The following is a 20819-nucleotide window of genomic DNA, read 5'->3' on the forward strand; positions in this document are numbered from 1 at the left end:
TCCAGCCAGCATTTTGAATCACAAAAACCGTGGATACGGAATCCCCCTCGATTCCGTCAAAGCAGGAACCGCTCTAGGGTCTACGCGCGTCGCTTCGCTCCTTGCTCCGCCCTAGAATGACGAACTAAAGAAAAATGCCCGGTCCTGGAGGAGGAACCGGGCAATGTGCAGGCTGGCCGGCGGGGAACCGGCAGGGAGTGTGGGAGCCTGCATGAGACTTGGTCGCGCCGAGCCGTGAAAAGGTTCAACGCGGCCGGGACTCCAGGCAACGCGGCCGTTCAGGCTACCTGACGAGCGAGATCTTCGATCGTGTCGGCGCGCTCGCTGGCGATGGCGCGCAGCTTCACCGTCGGGTCGCGGCCGAAGGGCACGGCGACGGCGACGTGGAGGTCGGCGCGGGTCAGGCCGATATCGGCAAGCTCGGCGTCCGACATCTCACCCAGGCGATAGAATGCGCGGCGATTTTTCCAGGCGACATAGGCGTTGGCGAGAGCATTGAGCGCACGCGTCGCAACGGCCGGACGCGTGGTGATGCGCGGGGTCTCGGAAGCGAATTCAATCGTGGTCATGTCAGTCTCTCCTTCCAGGAGTCGAGCGGACGAAACCAGGCAAGCGGCGCCTTGGGAGAAGCGCCGTTCCGGTTTCCATTCATTGACGTGATGCATGTCGTTGCCGCCAAACCCGGGGGCCACTTTTGGGCGACATGCACTGCTTTCATGTGGACGATGCCAATTTGCCATCTCGCGATTGATTAATCCAACGAATGTTTTTAATCTGTAGCATCAACATCAATGATAGGTTGGACCGATGAAAGCGCCGCTCGACCTCGATCAGTTGCAGACCTTCATCTCGATCGCCGACACGGGAAGCTTCACCCGCGCGGCCGAGGAGGTCCACCGCACGCAGTCGGCGGTGTCTATGCAGATGCGGCGGCTGGAGGAGCGGATCGGCAAGCCGCTGTTCGAAAAGGACGGCCGCACCAACAAGCTGACCGAGGAAGGCGACCGGCTGCTTTCCTATGCGCGGCGGCTGATCCACCTCAACCGCGAGACTCTAGCCGCCTTCGACGACCAGCGGCTGGAAGGCACGATCCGCATCGGCACACCCGACGACTACGCCGACCGCTTCCTGCCCGAGATCATGGCGCGCTTCTCGCGCTCCAACCCGCGCGTCGAGCTGACGGTCGTCTGCGAGCCGACGCCAGGGCTGGTCGAGCACATCAAGCGCGGCAATCTCGACCTGGCGCTGGTGACGCACAACGACACGCGCGGCCAGTCGGAGGTGGTGCGGCGCGAGCCGCTGTTGTGGGTCACCTCGGCTAACCACGCCACGCATGAGCAGGAAACCCTGCCGATGGCGTTCGGGCGGCCGAACTGCATCTGGCGGCGCGCCGCGGTCGACGTGCTCGACAGGCAGAGCCGCGAGTACCGCGTGCTGTTCTCCAGCTTCTCGGCCACGGTGATCACCGCGGCCGTGCTTTCCGGCCTGGCGGTCTCGGTGCTGCCGGAATGCGCGCTCCGGCCAGGCATGCGCGTGCTCGGCGAGGCCGACGGCTTCGGCCAGTTGCCGGACTGCCGCATCGGCATCATGCGCGGCCAGACGTCTCAGCCGGAGATCGTCGACGCCTTGGCCCGCCACATCGCCGAGAGCCTCGACAACATTTCCGTGCCGGTCAGCGAGGAGGCGGGAAGCTTCGACTTCGCCGCGCTCGCCTTCGCCAAGATGAAGCGGGTCAAGGCGAACCAGATCATGCCTGGCTGGTAAAGTCAGGCGCGAGCTGCCGAAAGTTCCCGGTCGGCGGACGAAACACCCGGCAGCGCAAGCAATTGGCCGGGCTCCAGCGGCGGCGACAGCAGATAGCCCTGCAACTGGTGGCAGCCCATGCCGACCAGCAAGGTCTTTTGCGCGTCAGTCTCGACGCCTTCAGCGGTCACCTCCACCTTGAGTGCCAGCGCCAGCTCGATCAGCGTCTTGACGATTGCGCGGGCGCTTTGGTCCTCGTCGAGCAGACGCACAAAAGAGCGGTCGATCTTCAACTTGTCGATCGCCTGACGGCGCAGATAGCTGAGCGAGGAATAGCCGGTGCCGAAATCGTCGAGCACGATGCGCACGCCGGACTGGCGCAGCGCGGCAATCATCCTGCCGATCGTGTCATTGTGCTCGAGCAGAACGCTTTCGGTGGTCTCAAGCTGCAGGCGGGACGGGTCGAGCCCGGTTTGTCTCAGAATCCCGGCGACCTCTTCGGCAAAGCCGGCGTCACGCAGTTGCATCGGCGAGATGTTGACCGCGATCCACGGCAATTCGGTCGTGACGGCAAAGCGGCAGGCTTCGCTCAGCGCCCATTTGCCGAGCTCGCCGATGAGGCCGCGCTCTTCGGCAATCGCGATGAATTGCGCCGCCGGCAAGGTACCATGCACTTCATGCCCCCAGCGGATTAGCGCTTCGGCACCCAGTATGCCGTGGCCGTCTGCCCCGAAAACCGGCTGATAAGCGAGCCTGATGCCACCTTCGCCGTCGAGCGCCTTGCGGAGTTCGGATTCGACCTTGCGCTTGCGCAACAGGAGATCGTCCATGTCGCCGGCAAACAGCTCGTAGCGGCCACGACCGTTCTTCTTGGCCTCGTAAAGCGCGATGTCGGCCTTGCGCAACAGGTCGTCCGCGTCGGTGTCCGATCCGGACGACAGCGCGATGCCGACGCTGGCGCTGACGAAGACCTGGTCGTCGATCAGCCGGAACGGCTCGCGCAGCTTCAAGAGCAGCCTTTCGGCGATGTCCTCCGCACTTCCGGCGTCGGGAACGTCAAGCAGGATGACGGCGAATTCGTCGCCGCCGAGTCGCGCGACGGTATCGACTTCGCGGATCGTGTGCTTGAGCCGCGCCGCCGTCTGACGCACGAGCTCGTCGCCGGCCGGATGGCCGAGCGTGTCGTTGATATGCTTGAAGCGATCGAGGTCGAGATAAAGCAGCGCCACGCGCGTCCTGTCCTGGCTGGCGAACAGCAGCGTGCGCCGCAAGCGGTCCTCGAATAGCGCCCGGTTGGGCAGGCCGGTGAGCGTGTCGTGGAAGGCAAGATACTGCGCCTGGTCCTGACTTGTCTGCAACGCAGCCGAGGCGCGGCGCAACCTGCGCAAAAGGAACACCAGCACACCGCCCGCCAACAGCAGCGCGACCGCCAGGGCAGGAGCGATCTTGCGCACCAAGGCAAGGCCGGGCCGCAGTTGGTCCCAGCCGATATAGCCGAGGATGACGCCGCGCGAATCGACCAGCGGCACGGCGGCCGGGCCAACCTGCTCGGACAGCGGCACCAGGCGCGCGCCCTCGAGCAGGTATTTGCCGGCGAGCTTGCCGATCACCGCGTCGTTGATGAATTCGACGGACACATGCAGGTATTCCGTACCCGGCGCCTGGGTGACCCTGTCCGAGCTCGGCACCAGCGGCATCACACTCAAGATCGCCGGCTTGCCGTCGAGCGACACCAAATCCCCGGCCACCATCTTCGCAGGCTGGCCGTACGCATCGGTCTGCGGCGGCCCAGCCAGCATGCGGCGCAGTTTTTCGATGACGGGAAGAAGCGTGGGCTGGTCCTCGCCATAGGCGGAAGCGTCGACCACCTTGCCCTCGCGCATGGCGTGGATCGAATGATTGGCGGCGTCGAGAATATAGACCCGGTTGTGACCGTAATAGGTGTACATCCAGACACTGAGATTCTCTTCGATCCAGGTCTGGTTCCCTGCCCTCACATTGATGATCGCGTCATCCCAGACCGAAACGCTTTCCTGCTCCCGCCGCACGGCCGCGATCTGGTCCTGCAGACCGTTGGCGATGAACATCTTCTGCCGTTCGAGCGAGGCATTATCGGCCTGGCCGGCTGCGTAGAAGCCGAAGCCGACGACAATGGCCAAAGCGAAGGCGGCGAACGTCAGCACGATCAGCGTGACCTGACGCGTCAACGGACTGCTGTTGTGGCGTGCGCTCATCACGTCCCCGGCCGGCTCTCCTGGCGCGCCAGTCAAAGCAAATCGGGCTTAAAATCGCGTTATAATATTAGCGAGGTTTCTCCCGGCTTGACGCGCGCCGATAAGCGTTCCCCAATCGCCAGATGAGTGAAGCAGCAACCGAATCACGCAGCAATGCCACCGAATACACGGTGAGCGAGATTTCGGGCGCGCTGAAGCGCACTGTCGAGGACGCCTTCGGCAATGTGCGGGTGCGTGGCGAGATTTCCGGCTATCGCGGCCCGCATTCGTCCGGCCACGCCTATTTCGCGTTGAAGGACGACCGAGCGCGGATCGATGCCGTGGTCTGGAAGACCACCATGGCGCGGCTGAAGTTCCGCCCCGAGGAAGGCATGGAGGTGATCGCCAGCGGCAAGCTGACAACCTATCCCGGCAAATCCAACTACCAGATCGTCATCGACAATCTGGAGCCGGCGGGCGCCGGCGCGCTGATGGCGCTGCTCGAAGAGCGGAAACGACGGCTGCAGGCCGAAGGCCTGTTCGATGCCGGCCGCAAGCGCCGGCTGCCGTTCATGCCGCGCGTCATCGGCGTCGTCACCTCGCCGACCGGCTCGGTGATCCGCGACATCATCCATCGCATCAAGGACCGGTTTCCACTCCATGTGCTGGTCTGGCCGGTGAGGGTCCAGGGCGAGACGACGGCCCGGGAGGTCACGGCTGCGGTCAACGGCTTCAACGCGTTGACATGGGAGGGACCCATCCGTCAGCCCGATCTGTTGATCGTGGCGCGCGGCGGCGGCAGCCTCGAAGACCTCTGGGGTTTCAACGACGAAGGGCTGGCGCGGGCCGTTGCGGCGTCCGGCATCCCGGTGATCTCCGCTGTCGGGCACGAGACCGACTGGACGCTGATCGACTTCGTCGCCGACATGCGCGCGCCGACGCCGACGGGTGCGGCCGAGATCGCCGTACCGGTCAGGGCGGATCTGGTGGCGACGCTCGCCAGCCTCGGCGCGCGGCTCAACGCCTGCGCCTCGCGGCATCTGGAGCGCAAGCGCCAGGCGGTGCGCGCGGCGGCGCGGGCACTCCCCTCGCCCGACCAGTTGCTGGCGCTGCCACGCCGCCGTTTCGACGATGCGACCAGCCGACTTGGCCGGGGGTTGACAGTGAATATCGAGCGCAAGCGAGCAACGCTGGAGCGGCAAAGGCTGACGCCGGCGACCCTGTCGCGGCGCCTCAACGAAGCGCGCACGCTGACCGGCCGCGACATTGCCCGGGCGCGAGCCGCGTTCTTCGCCATCGTGCGTGAGCGCCGCGCACGCTTTCAGCGCAATTCTACGCGGCTGTCGCCGGCGCCGATCGTCCGACGGCAGAAGCTGCAGGCCGACGCATTGGCCGGACTGTCGCGCAGGCAGGACCAGGCGACGGCGCGGCGGCTCGACCGGCTGCGCGCGGCTCTCACCCAGGCGGACCGGCTGCTTTCGACATTGTCGCACAAAGCCGTGCTGGCGCGTGGCTTCGCGTTGGTCAAGGACGCTGACGGCGCCGTGATCAAGCGGGTCGCGGAGCTGGCGCCCGGCGTGGCGCTGCAGCTGGAATTCGCCGACGGCAATGCCGACGCCATCGCCACCAGCGGCGGCGCACGGCCGAAGCTGGCCGCCAAATCGCCCGCGAAAGCCAAGGAGCCGGGCAATCAGGGCTCGTTGTTCTGAGGTTTCCATGAGCAACCACGACCCGCATCTTCGCACGCCATCGGGCAAGCCGCGCCTGCGCTCCTTCAGTATCGCGCTCGACGGCACGCCCGGCCGTTTCAACGCCATCACCGACGTACCGGGGGTGTCGGTGGGCTACACGACGCTGATTTCAGGCGACGGTCCGCTGCAGGTCGGCATCGGCCCGGTGCGCACCGGCGTCACCGCGATCCTGCCACGGCCGGTCGCCGATCTCGCGACGCCGGTCTTCGCCGGCGTGTTCAGCCAGAACGGCAATGGCGAGCTGACCGGGACCCACATCATCGAGGAAACCGGCGCCTTCAATTTCCCGGTCACCATCACCAACACGCATTCCTGCGGCGTCACCCGCGACGCCACCTTGCGCTGGATGCACAAGGTGCTGCCAGCCGCGCTCGATACAGGCTGGGGCCTGCCGGTGGCGGCAGAGACCTATGACGGCTTCCTCAACGACATCAACGGCCATCACGTCGGCTTCGAGCATGTCGCCGCCGCGCTCGACGGCGCTAGCGGCGGGGCCATCGAGGAAGGCAGCGTCGGCGGCGGCACCGGTATGATCACCTTCGGCTTCAAGGCCGGATCCGGCACCGCTTCGCGCATCGTCGAATGGCAGGACAGGCGCTATACGCTGGGTGTCTTCGTGCAGTCGAATTTCGGCCAACGGCGCAATTTCACCATTCGTGGCCGGCGCATCGGGCCGGAGCTTGTCGACCCGGCGGTCCGCGAGGCGACGGCGCGCGCCGAAAAGGGTTCGATCATCGCTGTCGTCGCCACCGACGCGCCGTTCCTGCCGCATCAGATGAAGCGGCTCGCCCGACGGGTGCCGCTGGGCATCGCCATGACCGGCGGCTATGGCTACCACAGTTCGGGCGATATTTTTCTCGCCTTCTCGACCGCCAATCCGGAGGCCGCCCAGGCGGCTTCCGGCCGCATCGCCCGCGCTGAGTTCGTCCCGGACGTCGACATCGACCCGTTCTTCGACGCGGTCGTGCAAGGTGTCGAGGAAGCGATCCTCAACGCATTGGTGGCGAACGAGGATATGACGGGGCGCGACGGCAATTTCGTGCCTGCGCTGCCGAAGGCATGGCTGAAGGAAAAATTCGGATAGAGCGTTTCACGGAAACGCTCTATCTTTTTGTTTTTACGCAATTCCGGACAGAAAACCGTTACACGCTTTTCCTGGAATTGCTCTAAGAGCCGGCCTGTGGCAGGCGGCTGTTTATTCCGCCGGCTTGTCGGGCTTCGCTTCGCTGGTGCCCTCTTCGGCGGCCTCCTCGAGGCGCGACGCGATCAGTTCCTGGATGTCGCCGACCTCTTCCTGGATGTCCTCCAGGAGAATGCCCGCCTCGGCAGCCTTGGCGCAGCACTCCTTGGCAAGGGTCTCGGCCTGCTCGATCTTGATCGGCGAATGCTGGCATTGGACTTTCTCGCCAATCCATCCGCGCAAGAACTCGATCGCATGTTCACTCATACTGCTTCTTCCCTAGCGGCTAAGCCGGTTGGTAGCCATGAACGTCCGCCCCCTCCATTCGAGCCGAGTCGGCCTCCAACGGCAAGACATCTTGCCCGTGGTTCGCGAAACGGAAGGAATGGAAGGGTTGAAGGTGCACGTTCAGATCGTTGAGAATGATGGGATTGCTGGCCGGGACCGACAGAAGGCCGCCGTTGTTGTTTTTGCTGTCTTTTTCTATGTTCGACAGCGCATTTGTATCACGATGGGTAGCACAGGCTATGTCACAGCTTTCCGGTCAACGCTGCCCCGGCCTCAGCTGGAGCAGGGGCTATATAGTGGCATCCTCATGCGATGTCGACTCGGGGCCCTTCATCGAGGCGACTACCTCCCCAGAAGATTGCGCTCGACGGTCCTCAGATGCGTCAGCATCGCGTTGCTGGCGCCTTCGGAGTCGCGCGCCAGCAAGGCATCCAGGACGAGCTGGTGCTCGCTGCAATAGGTGGCGCGACGTTCCTCCGAGAAGGAACGCTTCTTCATCTCGAACCACGGCCGCTGATTGCGCAGGACGCGCATGAGATTGTGGATCTCCTTGAGGAAGTCGTTGCGCGAGCATGCAAATATACGGTGATGAAATTCCGCGTCCCAGTGCTCGAACGTCGGCATGTCCTGAGATGCGCAGGCGATCTTGTGCGCCTCGCGCACGGCGTTCAATTCGCCCGCGCTTGCATTGGTCGCGGCGAAGGATGCCGCCGCCGGCTCCAGCAACTGCCTGATCTCCATCATGTCGGCCGGGCTGGTCCCTTCCATCCGCGCGACGGTCGCGGCCATGGAATCGGGATTGGCTGCCGTCAAAAAAGTTCCGCGACCCACATGCCGTACGACCGTGCCGTCATCCTCGAGCAGGCCGACGGCGCGGCGTACCGTGTTGCGCGCCACACCGAACTCGCTCGCTAGGTCACGCTCGGGCGGCATACGGCCGTTTTCCATCCATTCGCCCAGCGAAATTCGTTTCTTCAAGGCGATGGCGATGTCGTTGGCAACCAGCTTCGGCATGTTTGGCAGCGTTTATCTGATCCAATAATGCACCATTCATTAGCAGCTTTTCGCGCGGCCGTCCATCATGCAGGCCTTCAAACAGGCCCGCATTTGCACGGCCGCGAGCATTGGAATTATTTCACGCAGCCAAACCGAATCCGGCTTGCGGCCTAAGCCAACTGGCGCTAGCGTGTTTCAAAAGAGCGGAAAATTGGCGCAAAATTGGTTCACGGGAGGAACTTCATGCGGGTCGCGACATTCTCGCTCGCCGGCGAAAGGCGGGTCGGCCTGGTCGATCTTGCCGCCCAGACCGTCGCCCCCTTCGATTTCCCCGTCGAGCGCGCCGAGACCGGATTGCTGGCGCTGATCGAACGCAACGGAGCCGGTCTGCCGCGCACCCTCTCGCCGGTCCCGCTGGCGGGCGTAGAGATCGAGGCTCCGATTCCACAACCGCGCCGCAACATCTTCTGCGTCGGCAAGAACTATCACGAGCATGCGCACGAATTCGCCCGCTCAGGCTTCGATTCCAGCGCCGGCGCCGGCGCGGTGCCGAAACACCCGATCATCTTCTCCAAAGTGCCGGAATCGGTCGTCCCCAACCACGCCAGCGTGTTGATCGACTCCTCCGTGTCGACGGCGATCGACTATGAGGCGGAGCTCGCCGTCATCATCGGCAAGGGCGGGCGCGGCATCTCGAAAGAGGAAGCCCTCGACCACGTCTGGGGCTATACGATCGTCAACGACGTCACGGCGCGCGACCTGCAAGGCAAATACAGCCAGTGGCTGATCGGCAAATCGCAGGACACGTTCTGTCCGATGGGTCCATGGGCCGTCACCAGGGACGAATTCGATCTCGCCAGCGCCGGCATCCGCTGTTTCGTCAACGAGGACCTGCGCCAGGACTCCAGGATATCGCTGCTCATCTTCGATATCCCGACCATCATCGCCACGCTGTCGCAAGGTATCACGCTCAAGCCCGGCGACATCATCGCCACCGGTACACCCGTCGGCGTCGGCATCGGCTTCGATCCGCCCAGATATCTCAAGCCCGGCGATGTCGTGCGCATCGAGATCGACGGCATCGGCACGCTGGAGAACCGCTTCGTGGAGAGGCCGCAATGACGACCGTGACTGTCGGCCAGGTCGTCGGGGAAGTTATAGGCGAAGGCGCGGCCGTGGTGATGATCCACGGCCTCGGCGGCACCTCGAACATGTTCCAGCCGCAGATGGGGGCGCTGTCGGGCTACCGCGTCGTCCGGCTCGACCTGCCGGGCTCGGGCCGTTCGCCTCGCCCGATCGAACCGCTTACCACCGAAGGGATGAGCGAAGCCGTGATCCGCGCCATGGCCGGCATGGGCGTTACCTCGGCGCACTTCGTCGGCCATTCGATGGGCACCATCATCTGCCAGCAGATCGCGGCGACACAGCCCTCCTTGGTAGCTTCGCTCGTGCTGTTCGGCGCCTTGGCCGAACCGGCCGAAGCGACACGGCAAGGCTTGGCCAACCGAGCCCGTCTGGCGCGCTCGGGCGGCATCGCCGACATCGCCGATCAGATCGTCGCCAACGCGATCTCGGCCCACACCAGGGAGACATCGCCCGCGGCAGCGGCCTTCGTGCGGGAATCGATCACCCGCCAGGACCCCGAATCCTATGCCCGCACCTGTGAGGCCCTGGCCAAGGCGACAGCTGTCGATGCGCGCCGGATCTCGGCGCCGACCCTGCTCGTCACCGGCGATGCCGACACGGTCAATCCGCCGGGCGTCGCCCAGGCGCTTGCCGACAAGATCAAGGGAGCCGTATTCTCGTCATTGGATCGGTGCGGACACTGGGCCACGGTGGAAAGCCCGCGCGAGAGCAGCTTGAAGCTCGCCGATTTTTTGAGACGGGTTGATAGGTGAGGATTTCGGATCGGGCGTAGACTTACGCGCTCGGCAAGTTGGGAGGCTTGTTATGGCAGACGAAAGCTGGGCCGGAAACGGGTCGGGAAGCACGCTCTTCACCAATGTGCGCGTGCTCGACGCATCAGGTGAATATCCCTACACCGGCGAGGTGCTGGTGCAGGGCAACCGCATCAAGCAGATCACCAAGGGCTCGTCCCGCTTCGGCTCCTCCGCGTCGTCTTCCTACAATGGCGGCGCGCCAGGGGGCGTCACAGTAATCGACGGCATGGGCGCGACGCTGATGCCCGGCATGATCGACGCGCATCTGCATCTGTCCTGGAACAACGCGCCCGGCATCGATCCCATCCAGATGATGGAGATCGAGGAGCACATGCTGGTCACCATGGAGATGGCCAAGCTGGTGCTCGATGCCGGCTTCACCGCCGGCCGGGGCGCGGCCGCCGCCAAGCCGCGGCTCGACGTCGTCGCCAAGAAGTTCATCAACCAGGGTCGGTTTCCCGGACCGCGTTACCTCGCGGCGGGACCGGAGATCACAACGGTCGGCGGCCTTGGCGATTCCGCGCCCTCGCATATTCCGCACGAGGGCCTCAATCTCGGCATCGTCGTCTCCGGTCCGGAGGAAATCCGCCGCACGGTGCGCCAGCTGATCAAATACGGCGTCGATTCGATCAAGCTCAACCTATCCGGCGAGAGCATCACCGGCATGGGCGCCGAGGAGACGCCGATGTCGGAAGAGGAGGTCGCCATGGCCGCCTCCGAGGCGCGCTGCCGCAACAAGGTCCTGTCGGCGCACGCACGCTCTTCCGGCTCGGTCAAGCAGTGCGTGCGCCACGGCATCCAGAACATCTACCATGCCTCCTTCGCCGACGAGGAAGCGCTCGACATGCTCGAGGCGGTCAAGGACAAGCATTTCGTGGCGCCGGGCATCGCATGGCTGATCAACACCGCGCGGTACGCCGAGCAATGGGGCATCAAGCCCGGTTCGCCGCTGTCGCTCGAATATGAGCGCGAGCTTGAAATGTGCATCGACACGATGAAGAAGATGCACCGGCGCGGCATTCGCGTGTGCATCGGCGGCGACTACGGCTTTGCCTGGACGCCGCAAGGCACCAACGCCAAGGACATCCAGACCTTCGTCGAGATGCTCGGCTTCTCGCCGATGGAGGCGATCCAGGCCGGCACCAAATATGGCGGCCAGATCATGGGCATGGGCGACGAGCTCGGCCTGATCAAGGAAGGCTATCTCGCCGACATCCTTTTGATCGACGGCGACCCGATCTCGGACGTGCGCATCCTGCAGGACAAGAACCGCATCCTCGCCATCATGAAGGACGGCAAGTTCCACAAGGCGCCGCGCATGAACGAGCAGCGCCGGCGGCTGACCGCATGAGCATACTCGACCAGCCATCGTCCTCGCCGCTGTCGGGCGGCGGCATGACACGCAACCAGGCCTGGGGCCTGGTCGGCCTGCTGGCAGCGGCGATCGTCGCCTGGCTGGTCTTCGCCGTCTGGCCCGCCTGGTTGAATGCGATCCTTATTTCCAAGAAGGCCTTCGTCAGCGCCATCCTCAATGGCCTGACGCTCGCCGGCCTCTATTTCCTGGTCGCCAGCGGGTTCACCCTGATCTTCGGCCTGATGCGCAACATCAACCTCGCGCACGGCTCGCTTTACCTGCTCGGCGCCTATATCGGCTACGAGGTCACCAGCCGCACCGGCTACTGGCTGCTCGGCGTCGCCGCCGGCTTTGCCGTGCTGGCCATCATCGGCGTCGTCATGCAGGTTTTCGTCTTCCGCCGCCTGGAGGGCGACGACCTCCGACAGACCCTCGTCACCATCGGCATCTCGATCGTCGCCGCAGACCTGATGCTGGCGGTGTGGGCCGGCGGCACCTACCAGATCGCCACGCCGGAATGGCTCGACGGCGCCTTGACCCTGCCAATCATCACAGCAATGCGCTCGAACGGCGCCTCGGTCTTCCTCACCTATCCGCTCTACCGCGTGGTTGTGCTGGCGGCGGCGATCGTCATCGGAGTCGGGCTCTGGCTGATGCTCAACAGGACCCGCGTTGGCATGATGATCCGCGCCGGCGTCGACGACCGCGCCATGCTGTCGGCCTCGGGCGTCAACGTGCATGCGGTGTTCGCCATCGTCTTTGCGGTCGGCGCCGGGCTTGCCGGTTTCGCCGGCGTGGTCGGCGGATCGGCCCTCTCGGTCGCACCCGGCGAGGACGTGCGCTATTTGCTTGCCTCGCTGGTCGTGGTGATCGTCGGCGGCATGGGCTCCATCACCGGCGCGGCGATCGGAGCGCTGCTCATCGGGCTGGCCGAGCAGATCGGCCTGGTCTATTTCCCGACCTATGGCGTGGTGCTCACCTTCGTCATCATGGTGGTGACGCTGGCGGTGCGGCCGCAAGGCATCATGGGGAAGGCGAGATGAGCCTGACCACGGTCGCAGACGGCGCGGTGCCGCAACAGAACTGGCTGGACAAGATCGGCGCGGGTCACGTCATCCTTGCCGTCGCGCTCGTTCTCTATCCGCTGGTGGCATCGGATTTCTTCCTGACGCAGATCGCCGGCTACTCGATGATCTTCGGCGTGCTGGCGCTGTCGCTGATGCTGCTGGCCGGCTATGGCGGAATGCTCAGCCTGGCGCAGATCACGGTCGCCGGGATCGCCGCCTACGCCGTCGCCATCCTCGGCAGCAACAATTCCAACGTGCTGGGCTTCGGCTGGCCCTGGTGGATCGTCGTCCCCTTCGCGGTTGCCGCGGCGGCGGTGTCGTCGGCGCTGATCGGCTGGATCTCGGTGCGCACGGAAGGCATCTACACGCTCATGATCACGCTGGCGATCGCGACGGCAACCTTCTACTTCGCCCAGCAGAACTACGCGATCTTCAACGGCCATTCCGGCTACGCCGGCATCCACGCGCCGGTCTTCTGGGGCATCGACTGGCGTGACCCGAAACCCTTCTATTACCTCTGTCTCGGTCTTGCGGCGCTGTCCTACGCGGCGGTGCTCTACGGCTCCCGCTCCACCTTCGGCATGACCCTGCAGGCGATCCGCGACAATCCGCGAAGGATGCGGGCGCTGGGCTATCATGTCACCGCGCACAAGGTCTTCGCCTGGCTCCTGGCAGGCATCCTCGCCGGGCTGGCGGGCGTGCTTCTGGTGTGGTTCAACGGGCGTGTCTCGCCCGGCACTATCGGCGTCGACGTGGCGATCGACATCCTGATCATCGCCGTCATCGGCGGCCTGCGCCACCCGATCGGGCCGTTCGTCGGCGCGATCGTCGTCATACTGATGCAGACCTTCGCCATCGACATCGTCGGTGCTGAGCGTTTCAACACGCTGATCGGCCTGGTGTTCCTGGCGATCGTCTTCGTCTCGCCGGATGGAATTCTTGGGTTGTGGGGGAGGATCAAGCCACATCTTGCCCAGGGATCCTTGCGCGCCGGCCCCTAGCGGCCGGCGCGGATGAAGCACTGCTGACCAATCAAACGGGAGGAACCGAAAATGCACAGACGTACACTGCTGGCCCTGGCGCTGTTCACCGGGCTGACCGCGCCTTCGATGGCGCTCGCCGCCGACGACACGATCAAGATCGGCCTGCTCGCCACTTTCGAGGGGCCGTTCACGGTGCTCGGCGAGGACGGCGAACGCGGTGCCATGACGGCGGTCGCCGAGACCAACGGCACCGTCGCCGGAAAGAAGATCGAGATCGTCAAGGGCTCGTCCGACGCCTCGCCCGACAGCGCCGTGCGCGCCGCGCGCAAGCTTGTCGAGCAGGACGGCGTGAAGGTGCTGGTCGGCCCGCTTTCGGGCGATGAAGGCCTCGCCGTCAAGGACTATGCCAAGACCAAGCCGGACGTGACGTTCATCAACGGCACCTCGGCAGCGCAGGACACGACGCTGCGCAATCCGGCCGAGAACTTCTTCCGCTTTTCCACCGACGGGGCGCAGTGGATGGCCGGCCTCGGCACCTATGCCTTCAACGACAAGGGCTACAAGAAGGTCGCCACCGTCGCCGAGGATTACTCCTTCCCCTACACGCAGGTGTTCGGCTTCATGGCCGAGTTCTGCAAGGCCGGCGGTCATGTGCCGTCGAAGTCCTGGGTGCCGATCGGCAACAAGGATTTCTCCTCCGTCATCGCGGCGATCCCCGAGGATGTCGACGCGATCTATGTGGCGCTCGGCGGCGCCGACGCCGTCAACTTCCTGACCCAGTACCAGCAGGCCGGCGGCTCGGCTCCGCTCATCGGCGGCTCGATCACCGTCGACCAGACGGTGCTGACCTCGAAGGGCAAGCTGAAGGATGTGCTGAAGGGCACGCCGTCTGCCGGCCCGACCGCCGACACCAATGACGCGCCGGCCTGGAAGGCGTTCGTCGACGCCTACAAGAAGCAGCCGGGCGCCTTCCCCTCGCCCTCGCTCTTCGCCCATGGCTACTATGTGAACATGAAGGCGACGCTGCTGGCGCTGGACCAGGTCGGCGGCGACGTTTCCGATGGAGGCAAGAACTTGCGCGAGGCGTTGTCGAAGCTGTCCTTCGACACGCCGACCGGCAAGGTGTCGCTCGACAAGAACCGCAACGCCATCGCCGACATCTTCCTGACCGAGGTCACCGAAGGTTCGAATGGCAATCTCCTGAACAAGCTGGTCAAGGTCGTGCCGCAGGTCAACCAGACGCTCGGCATTCCTGAGGACGAGTTCATGAAGCTTGGGGCGGTCAACCGCGACAATCCGAGCTGCCCGTAACGGCACGCGCCAAGAGCATCGTCAGTGACCGAAAACCTGGCCGCGAACCGTCTGCAGAGCACCAGTGCCTACGCGCTGGAGCTCGATGGCGTGGCGCGGCATTTCGGAGCGCTGGTGGCGCTCTCGGGCATCGACATGAGGATCGCGGCCGGCGAGCGGCGCGCGGTCCTCGGTTCCAACGGCGCCGGCAAGACCACCCTCTTCAACGCCGTGACCGGCGACTTCCTGCCGACGGCCGGACGCATCCGCTTCTTCGGCGAGGACATCACCGACCTGCCGCCGCACGAGCGCATCCGCCGCGGCCTGCGCCGCACCTATCAGATCTCGCAGCTGTTCAAGGGGCTGTCGGTTCTCGATTCCATCTTTCTCGCTTGCCGAGGCGTCTCGCGCCGGCGGTTTTCGCTGCTGAGGCCCGCCGCCGACGACGTCAACATGGTGCAGGCGCGATCGATCCTCGAGGCGGTTCATCTCGAAGCCCATCGCGACGCACTGGTGGCGACGCTCAGCCACGGCCAGCAACGCCAGTTGGAAATCGCGCTGGCGCTCGCCGGCGCGCCACGCTTCATCCTGTTCGACGAACCGGCGGCGGGTCTTTCGCCGACCGAGCGGCGCGACCTCGTCGCCATCCTCAACGCGCTGCCCAAGCATATCGGTTTCATCATCATCGAGCACGATCTCGACGTCGCGCTGCGCGTGGCGGACTACGTGTCGATGATGCACAATGGGCACCTGTTCAAGCAAGGCACGCCGCAGGAAATCGAGGCCGATCCGGAGGTTCAGCAGATCTATCTAGGAGGCAAGCATGGCTGAACGCTCTGCCGGCAAAAGCCCCAGGGCGGTGCTGAAGATAGAAGACCTGCAGGTCTTCTACGGCGAGAGCCATGCCTTGCAGGGGATCTCGTTGACGTTGGAGAGCGGCGTGCTTTCCGTCGTCGGCCGCAACGGAATGGGCAAATCGACGCTGTGCAATACCATCGTCGGATTGAAGCGCGCGCGCTCCGGCTCGATCCGCTTCGACGGCCGTGAGATCACCGCGCTCGAACCGCACGAGATCCACCGCCTCGGCGTCGGCTACGTGCCGCAAGGGCGGCGCGTCTGGCCGAGCCTGACGGTCGACGAGCATCTGCGCCTTGCCGGCGGCAACCGGCGCGACGCGAACTGGACGGTCGAGCGCGTCTACCAGACCTTTCCGCGCCTGGCGGAGCGCCGCCACAATGGCGGATCGCAGCTGTCGGGGGGAGAGCAGCAGATGCTCGCCATCTCGCGCGCGCTCCTCGGCGACCCGAAGCTTCTGGTGATGGACGAGCCGACCGAGGGGCTGGCGCCGATCATCGTCGACCAGGTCGAAAAGATGCTGGTCGATCTTGCCGCCGAAGGCGAGATGGCGGTGCTCGTGATCGAGCAGAACATCGGCGTCGCCACCGCCGTCTCCAGCCAGGTCGCGATCATGGTCAATGGCCGGATCAACCGGCTGATGGACGCGGCCGCGCTCGCCGTCGACCGCGGCCTGCAGCAGCGGCTGCTCGGCGTCGGACGCCACGCCGAGGAAGCGCCTGTCACGCCGACGGAAGCGGCGCAGGCAAAGGAGCAGCTGGCGGCCGTCTATCGTGTCGACCGCGCGGCCGCCGGATCGGTCGAGCCGGCGGGGGGCGACGGCGGCTATCGGCCCGTCACCCAATTGCCCAACCGCTGGAACGTGCCGGTCGCCGAACTGAGGCAGGCGGCCGTCGACAAGGCGGCGCCGCGGGACGACCCGAGGAAGGTCTTCGCCATCCCCTTTGCCGAGCGCATCGGCAAAACCGTGCTGGTCGTCGGCACCTTCGACACCAAGGGCAAGGAATTGCGCTTCGTCGCCGACAGGCTGAAGTCGCTCGGACTGCCTGTGCGCACCGTCGACCTGTCGACGTCGGGAAAGCCGTCGAGCGCGGACGTGCCCGCCATGCAGGTGGCCGGCATGCACCCGCGCGGATCCTCGACCGTCTTCACCGACGATCGCGGCGGCTCGGTCAGCGCCATGACGGAGGCTTTCGCGCGCTGGATCGAGCGGGAACCGCGCATCGGCGGCGTCATCTCGGCGGGCGGCTCCGGCGGCACCACGCTGGCGACGTCCGGCATGCGGGTCTTGCCGGTCGGCATCCCCAAGCTGATGGTCTCGACGGTCGCTGCCGGCGACGTCGCCAAATATGTCGGCGGCGCCGACATCATGATGTTCCATTCGGTCGCCGATGTTCAGGGGTTGAACTCCATCACCGAGCAGGTGCTGTCCAACGCCGCCCACGCCATGGCCGGCATGGTCGCGCAACTGCCCAATGCAGAAGCGTGGGACGCCAGGCGCAAGCTGGCGCGCCCTGCCCTCGGCATCACCATGTTCGGCGTCACCACGCCGGCGGTGCAGGCGGTGACGAAACGGCTCGAAGCCGACTATGACTGCCTGGTCTTCCACGCCACCGGCATCGGCGGGCGCGCCATGGAGAATCTCGCCGACTCCCGCCTGCTGTCGGCTTTCCTCGATCTCACCACGACCGAAGTGGCCGACATGATCGTCGGCGGCGTCTTCCCGGCGACCGAGGATCGTTTCGGGGCGGCGATCCGCACAAGGCTGCCCTATGTCGGCTCGGCCGGCGCGCTCGACATGGTCAATTTCGGGCCGCGCGAGACCGTGCCGGAGAAGTTCCGCGGCCGCAAATTCGTCATCCACAATCCGAACGTCACGCTGATGCGCACGACCCGCGACGAGAACCGGGCCTTCGGCGAATGGATCGGCGGGCGGCTCAACGCCATGGACGGACCGGTGCGCTTCCTGCTGCCCGAGGGCGGCGTGTCGCTGCTCGATGCGCCCGGCCAGCCCTTTCACGATCCGGAAGCCGACAACGCTCTGTTCGAAGCGATGGAAAAGACCGTTCGCCGGACGCCGCAACGCCATGTCGAGCGCGTGCGCGCGAACATCAACGACGCCCCCTTTGTCGATGCGGTGATCAACGCGTTCCACGCGATCACCCCGAAGCTGCAGAGGCGGGCATGAAGCAATGGACTTCGCGCCACCGCAGGTGGATGTTTGAAATTGGTGCCGGTCGCCTCGCGCCGACCGGATCGTGCTGGGAGGATAGGTGATGGACGCGCAGAGCTTTGGCGCTTTCCTGTTGTGGCTGATCGTTGCCGCGGTCGTCGTGGTGATCGTCGTCTACATCTTGCGATGGCTCTATCGCCGCTCGACGAAGGAGACGGCGTTCGTGCGGACCGGCTTCCTGGGCGAGAAGGTGGTGGTCAATGGCGGCGCCTTCGTTATTCCGGTGCTGCACGAGATCACCCCGGTCAACATGGGGGTGCTGCGCATCGAGGTTCGCCGCGAGGACGCGCTGGCGCTGATCACCAGGAACCGCATGCGCGTCGACCTGATCGCGGAGTTCTTCGTTCGCGTCGGCGCGAGCCGCGAATTCGTGACCGCCGCGGCGCAGACGCTTGGCCGCCGCACGCTGCAGCCCGAGAGCCTGCGCGAATTGCTGGAGGGCAAGTTCGCCGGCGCCATGCGCACCGTCGCCGCCCAGATGACGCTGGAGGAGATGCACGAACTGCGCGGCGACTATGCCGCCAAGGTGCGCAGGCTGGCCGAGGAGTCGCTGGCCGCCAACGGGCTCGAGCTGGAGAGCGTCGCCATCGTCGATCTCGACCAGACCAGCCTCGAATATTTCGACCCGTCCAACGCCTTCGATGCCGAAGGCCTGACGCAGCTGACGGAGTCCATCGAGACCAGGCGCCGCATGCGCAACGAGATCGAACAGCGCACCTTGGTCGACATCCGCAACCAGAATCTCGACACGCAGCGCAAGGTGCTGGAGATCGAGCGCGACACCGAATATGCCCGCCTCGAACAGGAGCGCGAAGTGGAGATAAGGCGCGCGGCGCAGCGCTCCGAGCTCGCCAGGGAACGGGCCGTGCGCGACCAGGAAGCCGAACAGGCGCAACTTTCCGCGCGCGAGGCGGTGGAGAAATCGCGCCTCGCCCAGGAGCGCAGCATCACCGAGGAACGCATCCGCAGCGAGGAGGACACGCAGCGCCGCGAGATCGCGCGCCGCCGCGCGCTCGACGAGGCCGAGATGAAGATGCGCGAATTGACCGAGCGCGAGCAGATCGCTCTCGGCCTGGCGTTGGAGAAGGCTCGCATCGAGCGCGAAGGCGCGCAGAGCGGGCTCGAGATCGAACGCAAGAAGGCGCTCGAAATAGCCGAGCTCGAACGCCAGATCGCGCTGGCGGAAAAGGCGCTCGAAGTGACCAGGGCGGAGGCGGAGAAGCGTCGCGCGGAGATCGTCGAGAGCCAGGCGACCGAGACTGCGCGCATCGTGCAGGAGCGTGCCGTCGACGAGGTGCGGATCGCCAGGGAGCGCCATCTCGAAGCCCTGCAGATCGCCAAGCGCCAGGCCTTCGAGGAAGCCGAGATCTCGGCTGGAGAAGAGGTCGAGCGAGCCCGCATCACCACCGAGCGCGGCATCGAGGAGGCGCGCCTTATCAAGGAGCGCGATCTTCGTCAGCTCAGCGTCGACCGCGACCAGAAGATCGAGATCGCCGAGATCCAGAAGGCTATCGACATCGCCAAGAAGACGCAGGAACGTTCCTCGGCGATCGCCGCGTCGGAAGCCGTTCGCGCCAAAGCCATCCAGGCCGAGGAACAGGCCCTGACCGCCCGCGAGCGCGAGATCGCCGAGCGCCGCAAGCTGACCGACCTGATCGCCGCCCAACGCGAGGCCGAGCGCGAGGCCCTTCGCGTCACCGCCGCCGCCGACGCCGAGATGAAGGCCGCGAAGAGCCTGGCGGAGGCACGGAAGATCGCGGCCGTCGCCGCCGCGGAATCGGAAAAGATCCACGCCCTTGCCGCCGCCCAGCGCTACGAGGTCGACGCGACCGGCCATCGGCAGATCAACGAAGCGGAAAACCTTCTCTCCAGCGAGGCGCGCGCCGGGCGCCTGCGCGGCAAATTGCTGGATCACATGGAAGGCATCATCCGCGAGAGCGTCAAGCCGATGGAGAAGATCGACGGCATCAAGATCCTGCATGTCGACGGCATCAACGGCGGGTCGGGCGGCAACCGCAACGTCACCGACGAGGTGATCGATTCGGCGCTGCGTTACCGGGTGCAGGCGCCGATGATCGACAATCTGATGAAGGAGATCGGCATCGAAGGCGGCTCGCTCGGACGGATGACCGACGTGCTGCGCGATGCCAAGGACATTTCGAACCTCGCCCGCGACAAGCGACAAGAAGGGCAAGGCAAGGGCAAGGGTAAGACCGCCAAGGACGACGATGACGACCGCGACCATTGAGGTGAGGGCGGTGTTTCCTTGCCAAGTGGTTCCCCCACTCCGTCGCTGCTTCGCAGCGCCACCTTTCCCCCCTCCGGAGGGAGAGGAAAGGAGCCAGTTGGAATCGCCTCGCGCCTTTCCTCTCCCCCGTCGATCGGGGGAGAGGTGTCGAGCGAAGCTCGACGGAGTGGAGGTCGACCCGGCGCGGCGCGAGACAATAGATGCTCGGACCGCCATGCCCACAGCCGGCTCTCAAGCATGACCAAGGTCTATGTCTCCTCGGTCATCCCGGCCCCGGCCGCGGACGTCTGGAAGGTCGTGCGCGACTTCAACGGCTTGCCGGACTGGGCGCCTTTCGTGGCCGAGAGCCGCATCGAGCAGAACGCGCATGCCGACCGGATCGGCTGCATCCGCAGTTTCACGCTCAGGGACGGCGGACGGATCCGCGAGCGACTGCTGGCGCTGTCGGACTACGACCTCTCCTGCAGTTACGCTATCCTGGAGAGCCCGATGCAGGTGGAGAACTATGTCGCCACCTTGTCGCTGACGCCGATAACCGACGGCAATTTGACGTTGGCCGAATGGCAGGCCGAGTTCGATTGCGCCCCCGGGCGCGAGGCGGCGCTGACGCAGCAGATAGGCAGCGGCGTGTTCCAGGCCGCGCTCACCGCGCTGAAGCAGCGCTTCGGACGCTGACCC

General features: G+C 65.3%; 17 protein-coding genes. 13 read left to right on the forward strand and 4 right to left on the reverse strand.

All coding sequences use genetic code 11. The features are described 5' to 3' along the window. Positions 1-278 precede the first annotated feature (278 nt). Positions 279-569 carry a DUF1127 domain-containing protein gene (locus FJW10_RS25130; RefSeq protein WP_140643878.1) on the reverse strand — a complete coding sequence of 97 codons (291 nt, stop codon included), beginning with the start codon at positions 567-569 and terminating at the stop codon, positions 279-281. Between the two features lie 238 nt (positions 570-807). Here FJW10_RS25130 and FJW10_RS25135 point away from each other — a divergent pair, with 238 nt between their 5' ends. Continuing rightward, the gene (locus FJW10_RS25135) at positions 808-1764 is read left to right on the forward strand and encodes a LysR substrate-binding domain-containing protein (protein WP_140643877.1); all 957 of its coding nucleotides are present in this window, start codon (positions 808-810) and stop codon (positions 1762-1764) included. 2 nt (positions 1765-1766) lie between these two features. Here FJW10_RS25135 and FJW10_RS25140 read toward each other — a convergent pair whose 3' ends face one another. Further along, on the reverse strand, positions 1767-3977 hold the full coding sequence (locus FJW10_RS25140; RefSeq protein WP_140902066.1) for an EAL domain-containing protein: 2211 nt from the start codon (positions 3975-3977) through the stop codon (positions 1767-1769). Between the two features lie 122 nt (positions 3978-4099). On the opposite strand from FJW10_RS25140, the gene xseA reads away from it, so the two are divergent. Next, positions 4100-5665, forward strand: a complete 1566-nt coding sequence (gene xseA / locus FJW10_RS25145; RefSeq protein ID WP_140902067.1) for an exodeoxyribonuclease VII large subunit — start codon at positions 4100-4102, stop codon at positions 5663-5665. A gap of 7 nt (positions 5666-5672) precedes the next feature. Beyond that, the gene (locus FJW10_RS25150) at positions 5673-6791 is read left to right on the forward strand and encodes a P1 family peptidase (RefSeq protein ID WP_140902068.1); all 1119 of its coding nucleotides are present in this window, start codon (positions 5673-5675) and stop codon (positions 6789-6791) included. Between the two features lie 111 nt (positions 6792-6902). On the opposite strand, the gene FJW10_RS25155 is transcribed toward FJW10_RS25150, so the two are convergent. Next, entirely contained in the window at positions 6903-7154 is a 252-nt protein-coding gene (locus tag FJW10_RS25155) for a DUF768 domain-containing protein (protein ID WP_140643874.1), read from the reverse strand. A 363-nt stretch (positions 7155-7517) separates the two neighbouring features. Next, positions 7518-8189, reverse strand: coding sequence for an FCD domain-containing protein (locus FJW10_RS25160; protein WP_140709083.1), 672 nt, complete (start codon positions 8187-8189; stop codon positions 7518-7520). 225 nt (positions 8190-8414) lie between these two features. Between FJW10_RS25160 and FJW10_RS25165 the strand changes: the two genes are divergently transcribed. The 10 genes from FJW10_RS25165 (at position 8415) to FJW10_RS25210 (ending at position 20816) form a co-directional block, all read left to right on the forward strand. Continuing rightward, a complete protein-coding gene (locus FJW10_RS25165) occupies positions 8415-9293 on the forward strand; it encodes a fumarylacetoacetate hydrolase family protein (protein WP_140833546.1) in 879 nt (292 codons plus the stop codon). Further along, positions 9290-10069 (forward strand): alpha/beta fold hydrolase, encoded by a 780-nt coding sequence (locus tag FJW10_RS25170; protein WP_140902069.1) that lies wholly within the window; start codon positions 9290-9292, stop codon positions 10067-10069. The genes FJW10_RS25165 and FJW10_RS25170 overlap by 4 nt, the downstream gene beginning before the upstream one ends. A gap of 52 nt (positions 10070-10121) precedes the next feature. After that, positions 10122-11462, forward strand: coding sequence for an amidohydrolase family protein (locus FJW10_RS25175; protein WP_140902070.1), 1341 nt, complete (start codon positions 10122-10124; stop codon positions 11460-11462). 44 nt (positions 11463-11506) lie between these two features. Beyond that, entirely contained in the window at positions 11507-12508 is a 1002-nt protein-coding gene (locus FJW10_RS25180) for a branched-chain amino acid ABC transporter permease (RefSeq protein ID WP_181177663.1), read from the forward strand. Then, positions 12505-13533: a branched-chain amino acid ABC transporter permease gene (locus tag FJW10_RS25185; protein ID WP_140902072.1), complete on the forward strand. Its 1029-nt coding sequence runs from the start codon at positions 12505-12507 to the stop codon at positions 13531-13533. The genes FJW10_RS25180 and FJW10_RS25185 overlap by 4 nt, the downstream gene beginning before the upstream one ends. Before the next feature lie 51 nt (positions 13534-13584). Further along, on the forward strand, positions 13585-14826 hold the full coding sequence (locus FJW10_RS25190; RefSeq protein ID WP_140902073.1) for an ABC transporter substrate-binding protein: 1242 nt from the start codon (positions 13585-13587) through the stop codon (positions 14824-14826). A gap of 24 nt (positions 14827-14850) precedes the next feature. Beyond that, positions 14851-15636 (forward strand): ABC transporter ATP-binding protein, encoded by a 786-nt coding sequence (locus FJW10_RS25195; RefSeq protein WP_140902074.1) that lies wholly within the window; start codon positions 14851-14853, stop codon positions 15634-15636. After that, on the forward strand, positions 15629-17848 hold the full coding sequence (locus FJW10_RS25200) for an ABC transporter permease (RefSeq protein WP_140902075.1): 2220 nt from the start codon (positions 15629-15631) through the stop codon (positions 17846-17848). The genes FJW10_RS25195 and FJW10_RS25200 overlap by 8 nt, the downstream gene beginning before the upstream one ends. Positions 17849-17936: 88 nt before the next feature. Next, on the forward strand, positions 17937-20141 hold the full coding sequence (locus FJW10_RS25205; protein WP_140902076.1) for a flotillin family protein: 2205 nt from the start codon (positions 17937-17939) through the stop codon (positions 20139-20141). A gap of 237 nt (positions 20142-20378) precedes the next feature. Next, complete coding sequence (locus FJW10_RS25210; RefSeq protein ID WP_140679313.1) at positions 20379-20816, forward strand: SRPBCC family protein; 438 nt, start codon at positions 20379-20381, stop codon at positions 20814-20816. Positions 20817-20819: the final 3 nt, after the last annotated feature.

It is taken from the genome of Mesorhizobium sp. B4-1-1, from assembly GCF_006439375.1.
GTDB lineage: Bacteria > Pseudomonadota > Alphaproteobacteria > Rhizobiales > Rhizobiaceae > Mesorhizobium.

What these genes read in the sequence shown, in the direction of transcription:
- FJW10_RS25185 (WP_140902072.1), top strand. Translation starts at nt 12,505, where the DNA reads ATGAGCCTGACCACGGTCGCAGACGGCGCGGTGCCGCAACAGAACTGG.
- FJW10_RS25140 (WP_140902066.1), bottom strand. Translation starts at nt 3,977, where the DNA reads ATGAGCGCACGCCACAACAGCAGTCCGTTGACGCGTCAGGTCACGCTG.
- FJW10_RS25150 (WP_140902068.1), top strand. Translation starts at nt 5,673, where the DNA reads ATGAGCAACCACGACCCGCATCTTCGCACGCCATCGGGCAAGCCGCGC.
- FJW10_RS25200 (WP_140902075.1), top strand. Translation starts at nt 15,629, where the DNA reads ATGGCTGAACGCTCTGCCGGCAAAAGCCCCAGGGCGGTGCTGAAGATA.
- FJW10_RS25155 (WP_140643874.1), bottom strand. Translation starts at nt 7,154, where the DNA reads ATGAGTGAACATGCGATCGAGTTCTTGCGCGGATGGATTGGCGAGAAA.
- FJW10_RS25210 (WP_140679313.1), top strand. Translation starts at nt 20,379, where the DNA reads ATGACCAAGGTCTATGTCTCCTCGGTCATCCCGGCCCCGGCCGCGGAC.
- FJW10_RS25135 (WP_140643877.1), top strand. Translation starts at nt 808, where the DNA reads ATGAAAGCGCCGCTCGACCTCGATCAGTTGCAGACCTTCATCTCGATC.
- FJW10_RS25160 (WP_140709083.1), bottom strand. Translation starts at nt 8,189, where the DNA reads ATGCCGAAGCTGGTTGCCAACGACATCGCCATCGCCTTGAAGAAACGA.
- FJW10_RS25165 (WP_140833546.1), top strand. Translation starts at nt 8,415, where the DNA reads ATGCGGGTCGCGACATTCTCGCTCGCCGGCGAAAGGCGGGTCGGCCTG.
- FJW10_RS25170 (WP_140902069.1), top strand. Translation starts at nt 9,290, where the DNA reads ATGACGACCGTGACTGTCGGCCAGGTCGTCGGGGAAGTTATAGGCGAA.
- FJW10_RS25190 (WP_140902073.1), top strand. Translation starts at nt 13,585, where the DNA reads ATGCACAGACGTACACTGCTGGCCCTGGCGCTGTTCACCGGGCTGACC.
- FJW10_RS25205 (WP_140902076.1), top strand. Translation starts at nt 17,937, where the DNA reads ATGGACGCGCAGAGCTTTGGCGCTTTCCTGTTGTGGCTGATCGTTGCC.
- xseA (WP_140902067.1), top strand. Translation starts at nt 4,100, where the DNA reads ATGAGTGAAGCAGCAACCGAATCACGCAGCAATGCCACCGAATACACG.
- FJW10_RS25130 (WP_140643878.1), bottom strand. Translation starts at nt 569, where the DNA reads ATGACCACGATTGAATTCGCTTCCGAGACCCCGCGCATCACCACGCGT.
- FJW10_RS25175 (WP_140902070.1), top strand. Translation starts at nt 10,122, where the DNA reads ATGGCAGACGAAAGCTGGGCCGGAAACGGGTCGGGAAGCACGCTCTTC.
- FJW10_RS25180 (WP_181177663.1), top strand. Translation starts at nt 11,507, where the DNA reads ATGACACGCAACCAGGCCTGGGGCCTGGTCGGCCTGCTGGCAGCGGCG.